Raw genomic sequence first — 19,227 nt, 5'->3', positions numbered from 1 at the left:
GAAAATATTTTAAAGGGATATCTTAATTTCAGAAATTAACAAAAATTCAAATGACAAATAACAGTGATAGTGCTAAAATATTCAAAAAGCAATGATTGGTGGAATGAATATGCAATTGGATTGGAATAATTTAGGATTTTCATATATTAAAACTCCTTGGCGCTATGTAGCAAAATGGAAAGATGGGCAATGGGAAAAAGGGGAGTTGACAGAAGATAATTATTTAACAATCCACGAAGGTTCTCCAGCGCTTCATTATGGACAACAATGTTTTGAAGGATTGAAAGCTTACCGAAGAAAAGATGGAAAAGTAAACTTGTTCCGTCCAGATCAAAATAGTCGACGTCTGAATCAAAGTGCAAGACGGCTATTGATGCCGATGGTACCAGAAGAAATGTTTATCGATGCAGTCAAACAAGTTGCAAAAGCAAACGATGAATTTGTGCCTCCATACGGTACAGGAGCCACTTTATATTTACGTCCTTTATTGATCGGGGTAGGGGAAAACATTGGCGTCCATCCAGCTCCAGAGTACTTATTTGTTGTTTTCTGTACACCAGTAGGCGCGTATTTCAAGGGTGGATTGAAACCAACGAACTTTATCGTATCTGATTATGATCGTGCTGCGCCAAAAGGTACAGGAGCTGCTAAAGTGGGCGGTAACTATGCCGCAAGCCTATTACCAGGAACAGAAGCAAAAGAATTGGATTATTCTGATTGTGTTTATCTCGACCCTGCGACCCATACAAAAATTGAAGAAGTGGGGGCTGCGAATTTCTTTGGGATCACGAAAGATGGTCAATTCATTACGCCACAATCACCGTCAATTTTACCAAGTATCACGAAATATTCTTTGTTGCAACTAGCAGAAGAACGTTTAGGCTTAAAAGCGGTTGAAGGGGATATCTTTATTGATCAGTTGGATCACTTTGCAGAAGCAGGTGCGTGTGGTACGGCAGCAGTCATCTCGCCAATCGGTGGTATTTACTACGAAAACAATCTTCATGTTTTCTATAGTGAAACGGAAGTCGGACCTGTGACAAAACGTTTGTATGATGAATTGACAGGCATCCAATTCGGCGATATAGAAGCGCCAGAAGGGTGGATCCAAGTGGTGGGATAAACCATTTGGAAAAAATCTAACTAAAAAGGAAAGAATCCGCATCATACGGATTCTTTCCTTTTTAGTTAGATAATTAAGATAAATGAACACCTTTATCAACATAGATGATATCACCGATCATACCGCTTGAAAGGGGACTGATCAAGAAGGCGCAGGCGTTCCCAACTTCTTCGATCGTGACACCTTGTTGGTCAGGTGTACGTGATTCAGACAATTGGATCAGCTTTTGGTAATCCTTCACGCCAGTAACGGCTAATGTTTTGATTGCTCCAGCAGAAATACCGTTGACACGAATCCCTTTAGGTGAGAATTCTGCTGCCAAGTAACGGATAGCAGATTCTAGTGATGCTTTGGCGATCCCCATCATATTGTAATTTGGTATCGCACGTTCTGATCCTAGATAAGACATGCTGACGATCCCACTGTTTGGTGCAAGATACTTTTGCGCATATTTTGAAACAGCAATCAAAGAATAACTGCTGATATCTTGCGCCAATTGATAACCATCTCTGGAAATATCAGATACGTTACCTGATAGTTCTTCTTTATTGGCATAGGCGATGGCATGCACCAATCCATGGATCTCTCCAGCGTATTCACCGATTGCGTTCATCGCTGTTTCGATACTTTCATCACTTGACACATCACATTCAACTGTAAATGCTTCTTCACCGACTAACTTAACCAATGATTTTTTCATTCTTTCATTTTGATAAGTATAGATGATTTCCGCACCTTGTTTCATCATCGCTTCAGCACAGCCCCAAGCAATACTACGCTTGTTGGCAACTCCCATGATGACGATTTTCTTTCCTTCTAAAAAAGACATATTGACACTCCTTTGATCCTAGAAAAATTTGATAGGTCGTAATAATGAAAAATAAATGCAATAAATAACCTCTTGTTTTTCTATTATTAGGCAAAATGCTTTGATTGTCAAACTATTTTTTTGCAGAAAAAAAAAAGATTGCTAAAACTTTAAGAATATGATACTTTGATAATCAAAGTAATAAACTAGGCGTTTAGCCGAAAGAGGGAGTAATTTATGTCTTACGTATTATCAGCCACGGAAGTGATGGACTTGATTCCTAATCGCTATCCAATTTGTTATATCGACTATGTAGATACTTTGGAACCAGGGAAAAAAATCGTTGCCACGAAAAATGTAACGATCAATGAAGATTTTTTCCAAGGACATTTTCCAGATAATCCAGTAATGCCAGGCGCATTGATCTTAGAAACCTTAGCGCAAGCAGGCTCTATCCTTATTTTGAAATCGGAAGAATTCTTGGGTAAAAGAGCGTATATCGGAGGGATCAATAAAGCGAAATTCCGTCAAAAAGTAGTCCCAGGTGATGTGATGAAATGCCACTTTGAGATCACAAAGATGAAGGGTGCGGTGGGAACAGCGTTATCCGCAGCGTATGTCGACGACAAAAAAGTATGTGAATGTGAATTTACATTTATCGTTAATAAAGATGCTTAAGTAAATAATAAATTTTCTTAAAGAAAAAGATAGGAATGGAAAGAGGAGGTTCAAAAAATAAGAAAGTAATTGTAGAAATGAGATATTTGTTTTTATGAATACAACTTATTATTGGCGTAATTTCTTCTAGTTCTGTCATCACATTAAATTGAAAAAGGATGAGTCCAAAGCAATTTTGCTTTGGACTCATCCTTTCGTTTATTTTGCTTCTTGTAAAATATTGATTTTCTCGATCTTGATATCTTCTTTCGGTTTATCCGAACTATCTGTTTCGGTAGCGGCGATCGTGTCAACGACATCCATGCCTTCAATTACTTGTCCGAAGACAGTATATTGACCATCTAATGTAGGGTAGCCACCTTTTTTATAAGCATCGATGATTGCTTGAGGATAGTCATCTTTTAAAAGTCCGTCATGGACATCGTCAGAGTTTTGGACGATAAAGAATTGACTGCCGTTGCTATTCGGGTCTTGGCTGCGAGCCATTGATAGGGCACCACGGATATTGTATAGCTGGTTTGAAATCTCTGTTTCAAAGCCTTTGCCCCAAATACTTTCACCGCCAGTACCGTCACCTTTTGGATCACCTCCTTGGATCATAAAGTCTTTGATGACTCTATGGAAAGTCAAACCGTCATAATAGCCATCTTTGGCATGGGTCATAAAATTTTCTACGGCTTTAGGTGCAAGTTCTGGGAATAGTTTGATTTTGATTGTCCCTTTATTTGTGACCATCTCAACCAAATCTTCATTAGCTGCTACTTCATTCGTCAATTGTGGCAAGGTCAAAGAATCAAGATCCACGCTTTCTTTTGTGCTAGTTTCTGTTGTTTTTTCAGTGGAGTCATTTGTAGTTGAAGAAGAACTTTCTGAATTATTTTGCGTACAACCTGCGAAGAATAGTAAGGTTGCTGCTAATCCAATGCTTAAAAATACTTTTTTTACTTTCATTTTTCTTTCCTTTCAAGTTGAAATTATTGTTATCTATAATGATAACAAACTATGGTACGAATACCTATCTTTTTACCTATAAAATTTTCGTTAAATTTTCTTTTAGAGGAAAGGTGTAGACCATTTGAAGTGCTTTTGTTATAATGTAAGTGGATACAAAAAGAAAACACAGGGGGATTTTATTGATGGGAAAATTAGGTATTTCGATCTATCCAGAACGTTCAACTTTTGAAAAGGATAAAGCCTATCTTGATTTAGCGCATAAATATGGCTTTAAACGTGTTTTTACAAGTCTACTTCAAATCGATGGAGATAAAGAGCAAGTCTTAGCTGATTTTACTAAAGTCGTGGAGTATGCTAACAGCTTAGGGATGGAAGTAATGGTGGATATCAATCCAGCCTTATTTGATCAACTTGAGATATCATACGATGATTTATCTTTCTTTGATAAGATGGGCGCTTATGGTATTCGCTTGGACGTAGGATTTACTGGTGCTGAAGAAGCGAAGATGACGCGTAATCCTTATGGCATAAAAATTGAGATCAATATGAGCTCAGGAACGAACTATGTGGACAACATCATGAGCTATTCACCAAATACTTCAAACTTGTTAGGTTCCCACAATTTCTATCCTCATCGCTATTCTGGGTTAGGTTATGATCACTTTGTTTACTGCTCAGAAAAGTTCAGAAAGTATAATTTAAATACAATGGCTTTTGTGAACTCACAGGCCGCTGATTTTGGGCCATGGCCAACACAAGATGGTTTATGTACGCTAGAAGATCACCGCGACTTAGAGATTTCTACACAAGTCAAACACTTGATCCTGACAGGACTGATCGACGATATCTCTATTGGAAATGCTTACGCAAGCGAGGCTGAACTACAAGCGATGGCGGAAACATTCCAAGCAGATTATCCTACATTGAAAGTTGATGTGGCAGAAGACATCACAGAAGATGAACGAATTTGTTTGTTCGACAATCTGCATAGTTATCGCGGTGACCGCTCGGAATATATCCTACGATCAACGATGACTCGTGTATATTACAAAGATAAACCTTTTCCTGCGCATAATACTCGTGATATGACCCATGGAGATGTATTGATCGATAACGTAGGGTATGGCCAATATAAAGGGGAAACACAAATTGCGTTGAAAGAAATGAAAAATGATGGACGCGTGAATGTCGTGGGACGTATTGCTGATGATGAATTGTTCTTGTTAGATTTCTTGAAACCATGGTCAAACTTCAAATTGATCGAAAATAAATAGTTGGCTTTGATACGAAAAAACAACCGCCAATGAACGATTAAAAATATACAATTCATAGTCTGGCCCTCACCAAAAAATGGATAGAATAGACGAAAAGGCATCTTTTGTTCTCCCTACTTTGATCGTAGGGAGAACATGAGATGCCTTTTTTAGGAGAACAGCTATTGCTATTGGGAGGAAGGCATCTAGCGGTCCTCTTTTTGTGCAAACAACTGTTTTTCATAGTTTTTTTCTAGTTGTGCGTTTTGCCAACGTGTTTCAAAGGCCGTTCTTTTTAGTACATGTAAATTATTTTTTTGATAAAAGAGGAAAAAGTTTTTCATCTGATTTTTGATTTCAGGGCTTAAACGGGGGTTATTCCTCATTGTTTCACTAATTTTTTGATGCATGATTTTTGTAGAAATGGGCCAAGTGATGATGTTTGTTTTTTTAGTATTTCTTACCCAGAGTACATATTGCAAGCCAAATTGGGATTGTTTAAGGTAGCAATTTCCGACCTTTTGTTCCTCTTTGAATAGATAATCCAATGGTCTGTTGGATTGGGCAATCTTGAGTAATTTCTTCTGGATAAAAAATTTCTCGTCGTGTTTTAAGTCGGGCATAAAAGCACTAGCGTTTAAATAAGTTGCTAATTGATGAATCTTTTTCATTGGAATAATAAAACGATGAACCGGAGCTGTGTGCTTCAAAGGATAACTTAGGTGATACCGTGCCAGAGTATCAACAAGGTCGACATATAATGATTCATTCTCTTTCTTTGTACAAACGAAGCAACAAGTGTGGCCACTGTATTTTGATACATTGAATCCTGCTGGAAAAAGTAGAAAGGAATGTTTGTTTTCCGAATCTAACTTGGAAAGTGCTTCTTTTAACAGCTGAACACTAGGATACACAGAAATACTTTGATAAATTGACTTAGCCACAGTCGACTGATTTTTTTCCTCGACAAACTTTCTTGAATGATCATTCTCAATTATATTTAAATAGATAGAATAAAGTTCTTTGAGATCATCTGGGTGAGGGGTTAGTCGATTTTTTACTAGATCAAGAACTTGGTTATGTATTTCCAACATTCGGTAACTATAATTGGGATCTTTGCGATAGGTGGCAGTAATGGTTGCGTTCCACGCAGTTTCGTCAGTTAATTTAGTATCCATAAGATCACTCCTTTTTATCTTAGCTTAGCATCAAAAGAAAAGCGGGCAGAACTTTCTTTGATAAAAAACGAAGAATATGATCTATCTGTTATCAAGCTATCTGATTTTATTAGGTAGGCTTGCATCTATGGGGCTGATTATTTATACTGATTTTAGAAAAGACTGTTGGAACATTGAAATAAAGGAAGGTATGACATGAAACTTTGGATCAAAATAGCCATAGGAATCATTATAGTGATTATCATGGCATTATTATTTGCAGGAAATTATTTTTATAATTACGCAGTCGTGCCATCTGAAAAAGATTTTTTAGAAGACGACACACCAGGTACATCAAAGGTAGTGAAGGAAACAGAAGCACAAAAATGGTTCAATGACAAAGACAATCGTAGTTATTGGCACCTTACTTCAAAAGATGGTTTGAAACTTTCAGCCATTTATCTACCGGCAGCAACAAAAAGTGAGAAAACAGTGATTGCCGCTCATGGCTATATGGGCAACGCAGAAACAATGGCAAATTACGCAAAAATGTTCCATGACTTAGGCTATAACGTGTTAGTCCCAGATGCCCGCGGCCACGGAGAAAGCGAAGGAGATTACATTGGATTTGGCTGGCCAGAACGAAAAGATTATGTCCAGTGGATCGATCAGATCATAGAAAAAGAGGGGCCATCGCAAAAAATCGTTCTTTATGGTATCAGTATGGGAGCAGCTACTGTTATGATGACTAGCGGGGAGAAACTGCCTGATAACGTAAAAGCAATCATTGAAGATTGTGGATATTCTTCCGTTAGCGATGAACTTAGCTATCAATTAGATGACATGTTTCATCTGCCGGCATTCCCATTGATCCCAGTCACAAGTTTGATGACGAAAGTCAGAGCAGGGTATTTCTTTGGCGAAGCTAGTGCGGTCGATCAGTTAGAAAAAAATACACGACCAATGTTATTTATTCATGGGGACGCGGACACCTTTGTTCCTTATGAAATGTTGGACAAAGTATATGATGAAACGAAAGGGCCAAAAGAGAAATACGTAGCCAAAGGTGCTGAACACGCAAAGGCGTATTCGATCGATCCAGAAAAATACCAAACGGTTGTAAAAAATTTTTTAAATAAATATGTCCAATGATTTTCAGTTGAAATAAAATTTTTGTAATCCGTGTGGTCGAACGGAATAAACGAAAGTTTCTCCTAAAATCAACAAATGGCACTAAGCCGAATGATCCCAAGAATGTTTCTTTTTGGTGGTTGTTCGGCTTATTTTTTGTAGTTGAACACTTTTATCATTGAGATGCGCAAAAAATGAGGTCGAGACAAAAATCGTTTAGATTTGTCCCACTCTCGTAGATCAAATGAAACTGAGGCTGCTTGGATCTGTCTGTGATATATAAAAAAAGAAACATGTATAACCAAACTTATTTTTATTCCATACAAGACTTTTTTTATGTGTTAAGGATATTTTTAACATGAACGGTCGCTTTGTTGTTATTCTTTTAGTATAAAAATAGAAAGCGAGGGGGAAATCGAGTGCGAGACACTCAAAGAAATAAATTGTCGGCGGTGTAGAAAGTGTCAAACGATCGAACTATGGGGATAAGTGTGAAGAGTAGAGTTCGAGGGATTTGGTAAAAAGTCGACTAGTTGCTGTTGAGTGACTAATCGTACGATCGGATGAGGAGAAAATCGTTTAAGGGTAAAAATTTCAACGATCCGATTCGATCAAGATAAAAAAGTGAAATAGTTAAAATGCTGATTACTTATTTGTTTATCACTAGCAAGCTTTACGTTGTAGACAAAAGTATCGATTTATTTTCTTGCGGAGAAGATAAGTAGATGCCTTTGTCTTTTTTGTATGTACTGTAACCAAAGTGTTTAAGAAGCGACCATAGCTAGTATCTGTTTCTAATAGTTGATAAGCCATTTTTCATTAGTTATCTGCTAGGCTTATTCAAGGTGTAGCTTCTAGAGAAAACTAAATTTCCAGATGCAAATAAAAAAAGGACTAATTGTTTGGTATTACAAGATAAACTAATAGTCAGAAAACTACATTAAATATTGGAAAATAAGCGAAGTGCACTAGTGATTATAATTGTGGGAACAACGAGCCATTGATAGATTATAGAGGAGAAACCAAAGATGAGAAAACAAAGATCAGAAACCAAAGATGAGAAACCTTTGTTAGGAAAAAATTATCAAGTATCGGAAAAAAGACAGAAAAATATAGAAAAAGAATCCTTGAAAGAAAAATATCAGTATCAAAAAGCTTCAAGTAGAAAAACTATCTCTCGCGAACAGAGGAAAGCGGAGGAGGAAACAAGGCTTTTTTTTACTGAATTATTCCAGAAAGACGAAGGGTTTGAGAAAATCGAGCAGTATCATGCAAGAATGATAGGTTTAGCGTGTAGTAAAAGTGAGAAGCAATCGTTTGTTAACGAAGAGTTTAAATCTTATTTATCCTATTGGGCAACTCTATTTAAAAACGGTAGCTTAACAAAAGACTCACTAAATCCGATAAATACTCCCAAAATATTGTTTCACCTATTGAGTGTTTCGCTAGAGAAGAGTGCAACGTTTTTAACAAGTAAATATGGAACCATTCGTTCTTTATATGAATTGAGTGCAAATACCAAATCTTCATTTTTAGTTTATCCGGCTTTTTTCACGTCTAAAAATACTAACAGGGGGAAATCAGGTGGCGTCGTTATCCGTAAGTTCGATGACATCAACTATGAAATAATTGTCATAGATAAACATAATACTTATTTTAAGGATATAAGGAACAAAGAGTTAGAAAAATTTTTATCACAAGGACCTAATGTTGTTCTAACTAGGTATCTTGTTCCAACCGTTAGAACACATCTTATTGCAGATCTGTTAACGTCAACAAGAGAGAGCAATAATAAGTTTTCTACATATGATGGATTGGATAAGATAAGCGTACAGAAAGAATTTCGAAAATACGAAGAGGTAGATACCGTGGATAAAGGCGATATCAAAAATTTTGAATGTGCAGTAAATTATGCAGTTTGTTCGGGGATTTTCAATGAGGAGTTGGCAAAAGAACCGCAGATGCTTTCACTTCCAGAAAACATCGAAATCATCCATCAACTAGTTATTGATCATCTTACAGGCATAGAAAAAAATTCACCGAAATTTACAAGCAAACAGAAAAATAATCTAGCAGCAGCGATAAAAAATATAAAGACATCTGATCTCTCGTATGAAAAATCCTTTAGTATTCATGAAAAAAAGCAAATAGAGGAGAAAAAACTTAGTGCATTCCAAAAAAGTATGGACACAATCAAAAAACATCGGAAGTTGCCTGCTAAGTCAGGTGGAATAGACAATCCAGCTTTTTATGAAAAAGCACATTCAAGTGATTCACCTACTATTTAGTAGAGGAAAATAAAAAGGCAGAACAAGCAGACATTCAGCAAAAAAAGTAGCGTTTCTAAACAAAGTCAGGTTATAAAAAAAGATCAGTCAGTATTAGTGTAAAAAAACAGAGTGTGATAAATCTAAAAATCAGTTTTGCTACAGACTCTCGAATAGACGGCGTCCAAAAGTCAGGTTTTTCGTAAATTTCAAAAAAACGAGCAATACAAAACGTATTGCTCGTTTTTTTCTCCAATTCCTCAAGCCTAAACGACTAAAAATTAAAGGTTTGCAAATTTTTCTAATAGACGAATCATTTGGCAAGTGAACCCATATTCATTGTCGTACCAAGCAACTGTTTTCACTAATTGGAAATCACCTGCTGTAGTTACTTCAGTTTGTGTTGGGTCAAAAATTGAACCTTGAGTCGTTCCGATAACGTCACCAGAAACGATTTCGCGATCGTCATATCCAAATGAAGGATTGTCAACCGTATGTTTCTTGATTGCTTCGTTGACTTCTTCAGCAGTTACTTTTGTTTTTAAGATGGAAACTAATTCTGTTAATGAGCCATCAACGACTGGAACACGTTGTGCATGTCCTTGAAGTTTTCCTTGTAATTCAGGAATAACTAAGCCGATAGCTTTTGCAGCACCAGTTGAGTGAGGGATAGTGTTATCTGCTGCAGAACGAGCAGCACGTAAGTTACCACCTTTTACTGGGCCGTCTAGTAACATTTGTGTAGAAGTATAAGCATGGACAGTTGTCATTGTTCCTACTTCAATCCCAAATTCATTATTTAAAAAGTAAGCCATTGGTGCTAAGCAGTTTGTTGTACAAGAACCAGCAGAAATGATTTTGTCATTTGCATCTAACGTATCATCATTTACGTTATAAACGATCGTTTTCATTGCTCCGGCTGGCGCAGAGATCACGACACGTTTAACGCCTGCGTTCAAGTGGGCTTGTGCTTTTTCTTCAGAAGTGTAAAAACCAGTACATTCTAAAACAATATCGACACCATTTTCTTTAACCCAAGGGATCTTACTTGCATCAGGTTCCGCATACACGCGTGTAGTTTCACCATCAACTACGATTGAGTCTTCTGTTGCAGTAACTGTACCTGGATACGTACCGTGTGTTGAATCAAATTGTAACAATTGAGCCAACATCGTTGGGCTAGTTAAGTCATTGATTGCTACTACTTCAATATCATCTGATACTTCTTTGATACGGCGGAACGCCAAACGTCCAATACGTCCAAATCCATTAATACCTACTTTTACTGTCATAATCAAAAGTTCCTCCTTTATTTGGAGATTGTCGAATGCCCAATCTTCATTAATACATCCATTATTTTCCTCCTGTTTTTTTGATTTGTCAAAAAATTATACTTACAAAAGTAAAGTGACCTTAATTATTTCTCTTTTTGAGTCTTCGCAAGTAAGTAGGCAAGTCAAATCAGAGATAAAACAGATAAAAGGGAGAAACTTTGGCTGAAAAGATGGACAAAATGGCTTTTCACCGATAAAATAAATAGGACTTTTGTTTATTGTGGAAATTCAGGCAGTCAAGTAATTAAATATAAATAAATTAATAGGAGGACTTAAAGATGTCCATGTTTTTAGATCAAGTGACGATCGATGTGAAAGCCGGTAAAGGCGGCGACGGAATGGTGGCATTCCGCAGAGAAAAATATGTACCTGATGGTGGTCCTGCTGGCGGTGATGGCGGACACGGGGGTGCGGTGATCTTAGTTGTTGACGAAGGATTACGCACATTGATGGATTTTCGTTTCAACCGTCATTTTAAAGCTCAACCTGGAGAAAACGGGATGAGTAAAGGTATGCATGGCCGTGGATCAGAAGATACGTATGTCAAGGTGCCACAGGGAACAACAGTGAGAGACGCAGAAACAGGCGCTTTACTAGGTGATTTGATTGAAAATGGTCAAACACTTGTTGTAGCAAAAGGTGGCCGCGGCGGTCGCGGAAATATCCGATTTGCTTCACCAAAAAATCCAGCACCTGAAATTGCCGAAAATGGCGAACCAGGACAAGAAAGAAAAATCGAATTAGAATTGAAGGTACTGGCTGATGTAGGTTTGGTTGGTTTTCCTTCTGTAGGTAAATCCACACTTCTTTCAGTGATTTCTTCAGCTCGTCCGAAAATCGGTGCGTATCATTTTACGACCCTTGTTCCGAATCTCGGCATGGTTACAACTAGCGATGGCAGAAGTTTTGCAGCCGCTGATTTACCAGGTCTGATCGAAGGAGCTTCCCAAGGCGTTGGACTGGGAACTCAATTTTTACGTCACATCGAGCGTACGCGCGTTATACTACATGTGATCGACATGAGTGGAATGGAAGGAAGAGATCCATATGAAGATTATTTAGCGATCAATCATGAATTATCTTCTTATAATCTACGTTTACTCGAACGTCCACAGATCATTGTTGCAAATAAAATGGATATGCCAAACGCTGAGGAAAACTTGGCAAAATTCAAAGAGCAATTGAACAAAGAAAAAACAGACGAGTTTGCAGATGACATTCCTGTTTTCCCAATTTCAGGCGTGACTAGAAAAGGAATTGATTCATTATTGAATGCAACAGCGGATCTACTTGAGGTTACACCAGAATTTCCTCTATATGATGAAGAAATCGAGGAAGAAACAGTACAATATGGCTTTAATCCAGATGAGCCAGAATTCAAGATCGATCGTGATCCAGATGCTACTTGGATCTTATCTGGTGAAAAAATCGAGAAATTATTCCAAATGACAAACTTCGACCATGATGAAACAGTCATGCGCTTTGCCCGTCAATTACGTGGAATGGGTGTCGACGAAGCTTTACGTGCTAGAGGGGCTAAAGATGGTGACCTCGTAAGAATCGGCGAATTTGAATTTGAATTCGTTGAATAATGGTAATTTGTTTCAAGTAAAAATAATAAAAGTTTGTTTTTGAGTATCTAAAGAGTGAGAGAAAAGTAGGTTTGCTTTTTTCTTGCTCTTTTTTGTTATTTTTAAAGGGTATTTCTTTTGTTTTTTTGAAATAAACGGTAGAATGAATAAAAAGAAGAAGGAGTGTTTTCGATGAATAAACGAGTAATCATTTTAAATTTTCCTGTAGAGAGTCAAGCCTATCAAGCATTTTCGGAAATCAAAAAATTCCATGCTGCTCGTTCGATCAAAGGAGAGCAAATGGCAGTCATCCGTCATGAACCAAACGGGGCCCATCAATTCAAAATTGAAGATTTTCTAGATTTTACAGGCAATAACAAATCATCTACTGGCGGATTGATCGGCATGTTAGTTGGCATTCTGGGAGGACCACTAGGGATTTTGTTAGGCTGGTTTGCTGGCGGAATGATCGGAGCAACACAAGATGCAAAAGAAATCAAAGATGCACAGACAGTTTTCGATTTTGTAGGAAGTAAAATCAGTGAAGGTACGACGGGGCTGATTTTAATTGCTGAAGAAGAAGACAACCGTCCATTGAATCAATTAGTGACAATGGAATTAGGGGGAGAAATCACTCGCTTGGACTACGATGATGTAGAAAAAGATGTCCATGATGCCCGAGAAGTCGAGGATAAAGCCAAAGAAACTGCCAAGAAAAACTGGCAAGACAAACATCCTCAACAGGATGCTGATTCCGATCATCCAGCTGAATAACGATGAGTGTGGGATAAAATTAAAAATCGTTCTGCTACAGACTCTTGAATAAACGGCGGCCAAAAGTCAGGTTTTTCGGAAATTTCAAAAAAGAGTGTGGGACAAAAGTAAGAAGCACTGTTGTCTCATTCTTTAAAAACGAATAAACGGTGGGAGCAGAAGCAACTCCTTCTTATTTCTCGGAGTTAAACACTTCTGTCCCAGCATCTTTTTTCTCCAATTTCTCAAACCTAAACGACTTTTGTCTCGACCTCTTTTTCGATTTTTGTTTATTTCTTATGATTATTGAAGCATTTCAGACTTTCGGTTGATTATCAGTTGATTTTCCCATAAAATTAATAGGGAACTTAAAGAAAGTCAGGTAGATTATGGAATTACAATTTTTAGGAACAGGAGCAGGGGTACCTGCTAAACATAGAAATGTGACAAGTATTGCATTAAAACTCTTAGATGAAAGAAATGAAGTTTGGTTATTTGATTGTGGGGAAGGAACACAGATGCAGATCTTGCGTACGAGTATCCGCCCACGAAAAATCGAAAAAATATTCATCACCCATTTACATGGGGATCATATTTTTGGATTACCTGGTTTACTTAGCAGTCGCTCTTTTCAAGGGGGAGATACACCGCTTGAAATATACGGACCTAAGGGAATCGAAATGTTTATCAAAACTTCTTTAGCTGTTTCGCAAACTCGATTAGGTTATGCGCTGAAATTTATTGAATTGACTGAGGATCAGCCAATCTTTGAAGACCAACAATTTTCTGTTTATACAAAGAAACTGGATCATGGCATCGATAGTTTTGGCTACCGGGTCGTGGAACATGACCATAAAGGAGAATTGCAAGTCGACAAACTGAAAGAATTAGCTATTCCAGCTGGACCGATTTATGGTAAGCTAAAAAAAGGTGAAACAGTCACTCTTGATGATGGACGGACCATCAATGGCAAAGCATTTGTGGGACCGGATAAAAAAGGTAGGATCGTCACGATTTTAGGCGATACTCGAAAAACAGGTAATTCTGTCCTTCTTGCTCAGGATAGTGATGTACTCGTTCATGAAAGTACATTTAACAAAAATGAGGAAAAAATGGCGCGTAATTATTACCATTCAACTACGCATCAAGCAGCGGAAATCGCGAAAGAAGCGAAAACTAACAAATTATTATTGACACATATCAGTGCTCGTTATTTAGGCAAAGCAGCATTGGAACTTGAAAATGAAGCAAAAGAAATCTTTCCTAATACGTTGATTATGAAAGATTTTGAAACGATTGAAGTACCGTTTCGTGAGGAGGAATAGATGTGAATCTAGAAGATAAAGTAGTGCTAGTAACAGGTGGTTCTGGAGGATTAGGCGCTCAAATCTGTTATGAAGCAGCAAAACAAGGGGCAATCGTCATCACATGTGCGAGAAGGATCCAGATGATCGGCGAAGTGAAAGAAGAATGCAAAAGACTGAGTGGAACAGAGGCTTATGCTTTTCAAGTAGACGTCAGTGATCCCGATAGTGTCGATGCATTGTATGAAAAAGTAATGGATGAAGTCGGTCGAGTCGATGTGTTAGTCAATAATGCGGGCTTCGGTATTTTCGAAGATTTTCTAAGCTTTGATTTAGGCAAAGCATACGACATGTTTGAAGTGAATGTGTTGGGAATGATGGTCTTGACTCAAAAATTCGCACTTGATATGGCTGAGCGAAGACAAGGGCATATTATCAATATAGCTTCGATGGCTGGCAAAATGGCTACAGCTAAGTCAACGATCTATTCCGCTACGAAATTCGCCGTTTTGGGATTTTCCAATGCATTGAGATTAGAATTGAAACCATTAGGCGTAGGCGTTACTACTGTCAATCCTGGGCCTGTCGCTACAGATTTCTTTGACAAAGCAGATCCTAGTGGCAGCTATTTAGAAAAAGTAGATCAACTTGTTTTGGATCCAACCAAATTAGCGAAAGCAATCGTTCGTAATATGAAATATCCGAAACGTGAAATCAATAAACCAGTGATTCTTGAAATCGCAGCTAAATTTTACACGCTCTTCCCAACAATTGGCGATTATTTAGCGAGTGGTATTTTCAATAAAAAGTAGGTGAAGAAAAGTGAAAAAACAAAGTGGTGTGATCATCGGATTTCTACTTGTTTTAGTCATTGTACTATTTGCGGTATTGAATAACAAAAATGTGCCAGTTAGTTTCGGTGTTGCTTCGTTTTCTGCACCGCTGATACTAGTCATCATAGGTTCTGCGATCATCGGCGCATTGATTGTTTTTGTCACCGCCTCAACGACATTATGGCAACAAAAAAAACAAATCAAACAGTTGACACAAGAACTAGCTGAAGCCCAAAAAGATGTGGAAGCAAAAGTGAACGAGGCAAAAGAAGAACAACAGCGTGAATTCAGAAATGAACGCGCAGAACTTGAAGCTGCTTATCAAGCAGAACTGCAAGCAATGAAAGAACAACTGCAACAGTTGCAAACATCAAAGGAAAATAATACGCCATCACCTAAACAAAGCTATAATTATTTTGATTGATCGGTTTTATCATGAATGTTTAGGCTAAGAAAATTGATAAAGACTATTTCTTGCGAGGCCCGAAAAAGTTTTAGGATTCCTTCCTCTTTTCGGGCTTTCTTTTTGTTTCTTTCTTCTTTTTTTTAGCGTTTTCCTTTGCTATAATAACTAAGTTAGGAGTGAGAACGTGAGACAAGCAAACTATGATTGGAAGTTAAGTGATACGGAGCCTTCCGCATCCTTTCTCCAAATGATCGAAAAACAAGGTATCTCTCCTTTTATCGGCAAGTTGCTATGGCAACGCGGTTATCGAGAAGAAAAGGAATTACAACGATTTTTAAATCCAAAAGAACAATCTCTTTATGATCCTTACTTGATGCACGACATGGACAAAGCCATCAGTCGGATTCAAAAAGCTGTGATTGAGGGAGAAAAAATCTTGGTTTACGGCGACTATGATGCAGACGGAATCACCAGCACGACAGTAATGAAAGAGACACTAGAACTCTTAGGAGCAGAGGTCGAAACGTTTTTACCCAATCGTTTTCTGCATGGATATGGCCCGAATTCTACTGTATACAAAGAAAAAATCGAAGCAGGGGTCCAATTGATCGTCACTGTCGATAATGGCGTAGCAGGGAATGAGGCCGTTTCCTATGCACAGGAAGCTGGGGTGGATGTGATCATTACAGACCATCACGAGTTACCTGATCATTTACCAGAGGCTTATGCCATCGTACATCCCCGTCATCCAGAAGGAAATTATCCTTTTCCGGATCTTGCTGGAGTAGGTGTAGCCTTTAAAGTGGCCACTGCTCTACTAGAAGAACCTCCGGCTGAATTCTTGGATTTAGTTGCTATCGGTACGATTGCCGATCTGGTTTCGCTGACGGATGAAAACCGTGTGTTAGTTTCTCTAGGTTTGGATGCTATCAAGCACTCTGAACGCATCGGATTACAAGCACTTTTCTCAGAAAGTGGTGTGAAGGCGAAAGAGGTAGATGAAACAATGATCGGTTTTTCGATTGCGCCTCGATTGAATGCCATCGGTCGTATGGGTGATCCAAATCCAGCTGTGGAATTATTGGCTACTTTTGATGAAGAAGATGCAGCGAGACAAGCCAAGAAACTAAATGAAATCAATGATCAAAGAAAAAAAATAGTGGATGACATCGTTCAGGAAGCACTAGGGATGATCGACGAAATGAATCAGATCCATTTACTTGCACACCCAGGCTGGCATGAAGGTGTTTTGGGGATTGTAGCTGGTAAAATCATGAACCAAACAGGCAAACCAACTATTGTTCTGGGGATAAAAGAAGATGGAACAGCTAAAGGGTCTGGTCGCAGTGTTGACGCACTGAATCTATATGAAATGTTGGATAAGATGCGTGATCTATTTACATTCTTCGGAGGGCACCATGCAGCTGTCGGTCTAACGATGCCAAAAGAAAATATCTCAGCTTTACAAGAACGCATGAATCACTATGTTGTAGAACAAGAAATCGATTTAACTAAGGGGCCTGTTTTAAGGATTGATGAAATCTTGACACCAAAGGATGCAACCGTAGAGTTGATCGATGCCTTGAAGTTACTCGCACCATTTGGAACGGATAATCCGGTTCCGCAGTTTCTGTTCCGTCAGACTTCAGTCGAAAATGTAAAAAGGATCGGTACAGCGCAACAACATTTAAAATTAACGCTAGTAGACGATGGTGCACAATTGGATGCTGTTGCCTTCGGATTTGGTAGTGAAGAAAACGAACTATTGAATAACCCCATTGATGTGGTGGGGAAACTTTCAGTCAATGAATGGAATGGCCGCAAGAAACCGCAGTTGATGGTGACGGATTTTGGCGTCAATGGTTTCCAGATATTCGATTGGCGTTCAAAACGGTACAGAACCCTAACCGAATTCAAAGAAGATATCTTTTACTTGGCTTTTGAAAAAAATTCTCTTAAAGAGTTGAACAAGGAAATAAGAGAGAAGATCATACTTTTTGAAAACCTTGAAAAGACGAAAGAGTTAATTGAAGGAAAAGCGTACCACGCATTGCTACTCGTTGATTGTCCCACCGATCTCCTTGTTTTGGAAGAAATCCTTACGTTTGGTTCATTTGATCGAATGTATTTATTAGGGGTTTCTTATGATGAAGCGTATTTAAATGGTGTCGGTACAAGAGAACAGTATGCGAAATTGTTCAAATTGATCCATACGCAAGATAAAATCGATATCCGTTATAAGTTAGAAGCAATTTCAACTTATTTGAAAATACCACAAAAATTATTAATTTTTATGATTCAGGTGTTTTTTGAGCTGAAATTTGTTACAATAGAAAATGGCGTTTTACAAAAAGTCGAAAAACCTGAAAGTCATCCATTGACTGAAAGCCCGCTTTATCAGCGGCGACTTAAGAAGATCAAAGTGGAGGAATTTTTACTATTGAGTGATATTCCAACTATTAAAAAAAGGTTAACAACCTAGGAGGAAACAAAGAGTGGATTTAAAAGATTATATTGCAAGCATTCCTGATTACCCATCAAAAGGAATCATTTTTCGGGATATCTCCCCACTTATGGCAGATGGGGATGCCTACCGCGAAGCCACAAAACAAATCGTGGATTATGCAAAAGAAAAACGAATTGACATGGTAGTTGGACCTGAAGCTCGCGGATTTATCGTTGGTTGTCCGGTAGCCTATGAAATGGGTGTTGGTTTTGCTCCAGTGCGTAAAAAAGGAAAATTGCCTCGTGAAACCATCGAAGTGACTTATGGACTTGAATACGGTACAGACACATTGACACTGCATAAAGATGCAATCAAATCAGGCCAACGCGTATTGATCTGCGATGATCTACTAGCGACAGGTGGTACGATCAAAGCAACGATCGACTTAGTGGAAGAACTAGGTGGCGTTGTAGTTGGCTGTGCATTCTTGATCGAATTGATGGAACTAAAAGGCCGCGAAAAAATCGAAGGATATGACATGATCACATTGATGGAATATTAATTGATCTTAGACTGACCTCTTGCTAAGGTTAAAACGAGTTCGATGTTCTAAATCATTTTCCTTCAAGAAACAGCAATAAAAATATTTTTTAACAAGCCAGACTATCTCAAAATCGGAACAACTATTTTGGGACGGTCCGGCTTATTTTTTTGGCTCTTCTTCTTTTGCATCTGTAAAAATTAGTTCAATGGCTTGTTTTCTCATCATTAAGATCCCTCTCAAAATTGTTTGTACGATTAATATAAAATAAAAAGACTGAAAACAACACTTCGAATTTAGGTGATTGTCTACAGTCTGCCATCACTTTTTAAAAAAAAAAGAAATTATTGTTTGGATAATTATTTGCTTTTTCAGCAAGGTAGAGAACCTTTTCAAAGACATCATAAAAACAGTTCATTATGTTTTTGTTGGAGAATGAATTTTGAAAATAAACAGCTGATTTGGTTGCTGTTATAGCGATAATAGTGGGGAAGTATATTAAGCATACAAATTCATAAAAAAAAATTAAACCTAATAAACTTCTAATTAATCGAATAAAATAATGTTATTTAGTTGTAGTTAACTCGTTATGATAAAGTCCATATAATTGTGTAAAAGATAAAAGGCCATGTAACAGCCCTTTTACGGTACAATGTTTTTAACCACAA

General features: G+C 37.8%; 16 protein-coding genes. 12 read left to right on the top strand and 4 right to left on the bottom strand.

Going from position 1 to position 19,227, the window contains the following annotated elements; all coding sequences use genetic code 11:
- Window positions 1-109: 109 nt before the first annotated feature.
- The gene (locus DVW83_RS09530; protein WP_123862424.1) at window positions 110-1,123 is read left to right on the top strand and encodes a branched-chain amino acid aminotransferase; all 1,014 of its coding nucleotides are present in this window, start codon (window positions 110-112) and stop codon (window positions 1,121-1,123) included.
- Window positions 1,124-1,196: 73 nt separating this feature from the next.
- On the opposite strand, the gene fabI is transcribed toward DVW83_RS09530, so the two are convergent.
- Window positions 1,197-1,952 (bottom strand): enoyl-ACP reductase FabI, encoded by a 756-nt coding sequence (gene fabI / locus DVW83_RS09525; protein WP_104660757.1) that lies wholly within the window; start codon window positions 1,950-1,952, stop codon window positions 1,197-1,199.
- A 216-nt stretch (window positions 1,953-2,168) separates the two neighbouring features.
- Between fabI and fabZ the strand changes: the two genes are divergently transcribed.
- The gene (gene fabZ, locus DVW83_RS09520) at window positions 2,169-2,609 is read left to right on the top strand and encodes a 3-hydroxyacyl-ACP dehydratase FabZ (protein WP_005877108.1); all 441 of its coding nucleotides are present in this window, start codon (window positions 2,169-2,171) and stop codon (window positions 2,607-2,609) included.
- Between the two features lie 198 nt (window positions 2,610-2,807).
- On the opposite strand, the gene DVW83_RS09515 is transcribed toward fabZ, so the two are convergent.
- On the bottom strand, window positions 2,808-3,560 hold the full coding sequence (locus DVW83_RS09515) for a peptidylprolyl isomerase (protein WP_104660758.1): 753 nt from the start codon (window positions 3,558-3,560) through the stop codon (window positions 2,808-2,810).
- 185 nt (window positions 3,561-3,745) lie between these two features.
- Here DVW83_RS09515 and DVW83_RS09510 point away from each other — a divergent pair, with 185 nt between their 5' ends.
- Complete coding sequence (locus tag DVW83_RS09510) at window positions 3,746-4,837, top strand: DUF871 domain-containing protein (protein WP_104660759.1); 1,092 nt, start codon at window positions 3,746-3,748, stop codon at window positions 4,835-4,837.
- Between the two features lie 185 nt (window positions 4,838-5,022).
- Here DVW83_RS09510 and DVW83_RS09505 read toward each other — a convergent pair whose 3' ends face one another.
- On the bottom strand, window positions 5,023-5,994 hold the full coding sequence (locus tag DVW83_RS09505) for a hypothetical protein (protein WP_104660760.1): 972 nt from the start codon (window positions 5,992-5,994) through the stop codon (window positions 5,023-5,025).
- A 195-nt stretch (window positions 5,995-6,189) separates the two neighbouring features.
- On the opposite strand from DVW83_RS09505, the gene DVW83_RS09500 reads away from it, so the two are divergent.
- Complete coding sequence (locus tag DVW83_RS09500) at window positions 6,190-7,125, top strand: alpha/beta hydrolase (RefSeq protein ID WP_104660761.1); 936 nt, start codon at window positions 6,190-6,192, stop codon at window positions 7,123-7,125.
- A 1,007-nt stretch (window positions 7,126-8,132) separates the two neighbouring features.
- Window positions 8,133-9,392 carry a hypothetical protein gene (locus DVW83_RS09495; protein ID WP_104660762.1) on the top strand — a complete coding sequence of 420 codons (1,260 nt, stop codon included), beginning with the start codon at window positions 8,133-8,135 and terminating at the stop codon, window positions 9,390-9,392.
- Between the two features lie 260 nt (window positions 9,393-9,652).
- Here the strand turns inward: DVW83_RS09495 and gap are convergent, their stop codons facing one another.
- On the bottom strand, window positions 9,653-10,663 hold the full coding sequence (gap, locus tag DVW83_RS09490; protein ID WP_081133494.1) for a type I glyceraldehyde-3-phosphate dehydrogenase: 1,011 nt from the start codon (window positions 10,661-10,663) through the stop codon (window positions 9,653-9,655).
- 320 nt (window positions 10,664-10,983) lie between these two features.
- On the opposite strand from gap, the gene obgE reads away from it, so the two are divergent.
- The 7 genes from obgE to DVW83_RS09455 all read left to right on the top strand — a co-directional run bounded on the left by obgE (window position 10,984) and on the right by DVW83_RS09455 (window position 18,580).
- Window positions 10,984-12,297 (top strand): GTPase ObgE, encoded by a 1,314-nt coding sequence (obgE, locus tag DVW83_RS09485; RefSeq protein ID WP_104660763.1) that lies wholly within the window; start codon window positions 10,984-10,986, stop codon window positions 12,295-12,297.
- Window positions 12,298-12,468: 171 nt separating this feature from the next.
- Window positions 12,469-13,050, top strand: coding sequence for a DUF1269 domain-containing protein (locus DVW83_RS09480; protein WP_104660764.1), 582 nt, complete (start codon window positions 12,469-12,471; stop codon window positions 13,048-13,050).
- A 368-nt stretch (window positions 13,051-13,418) separates the two neighbouring features.
- Complete coding sequence (gene rnz / locus DVW83_RS09475; RefSeq protein ID WP_104661425.1) at window positions 13,419-14,354, top strand: ribonuclease Z; 936 nt, start codon at window positions 13,419-13,421, stop codon at window positions 14,352-14,354.
- 2 nt (window positions 14,355-14,356) lie between these two features.
- The gene (locus tag DVW83_RS09470; RefSeq protein ID WP_104661424.1) at window positions 14,357-15,145 is read left to right on the top strand and encodes an SDR family NAD(P)-dependent oxidoreductase; all 789 of its coding nucleotides are present in this window, start codon (window positions 14,357-14,359) and stop codon (window positions 15,143-15,145) included.
- Between the two features lie 10 nt (window positions 15,146-15,155).
- Window positions 15,156-15,590: a lipopolysaccharide assembly protein LapA domain-containing protein gene (locus DVW83_RS09465; RefSeq protein ID WP_104661423.1), complete on the top strand. Its 435-nt coding sequence runs from the start codon at window positions 15,156-15,158 to the stop codon at window positions 15,588-15,590.
- Between the two features lie 166 nt (window positions 15,591-15,756).
- A complete protein-coding gene (gene recJ / locus DVW83_RS09460) occupies window positions 15,757-18,054 on the top strand; it encodes a single-stranded-DNA-specific exonuclease RecJ (RefSeq protein ID WP_123862419.1) in 2,298 nt (765 codons plus the stop codon).
- 13 nt (window positions 18,055-18,067) lie between these two features.
- Window positions 18,068-18,580, top strand: a complete 513-nt coding sequence (locus DVW83_RS09455; protein ID WP_104661421.1) for an adenine phosphoribosyltransferase — start codon at window positions 18,068-18,070, stop codon at window positions 18,578-18,580.
- The last annotated feature ends 647 nt before the right edge of the window (window positions 18,581-19,227 follow it).

This window comes from Enterococcus sp. VV15 (assembly GCF_005236045.1).
Classification (GTDB): Bacteria; Bacillota; Bacilli; order Lactobacillales; family Enterococcaceae; genus Enterococcus_B; species Enterococcus_B durans.
This window is presented reverse-complemented; position numbering and strand designations above follow the sequence as displayed.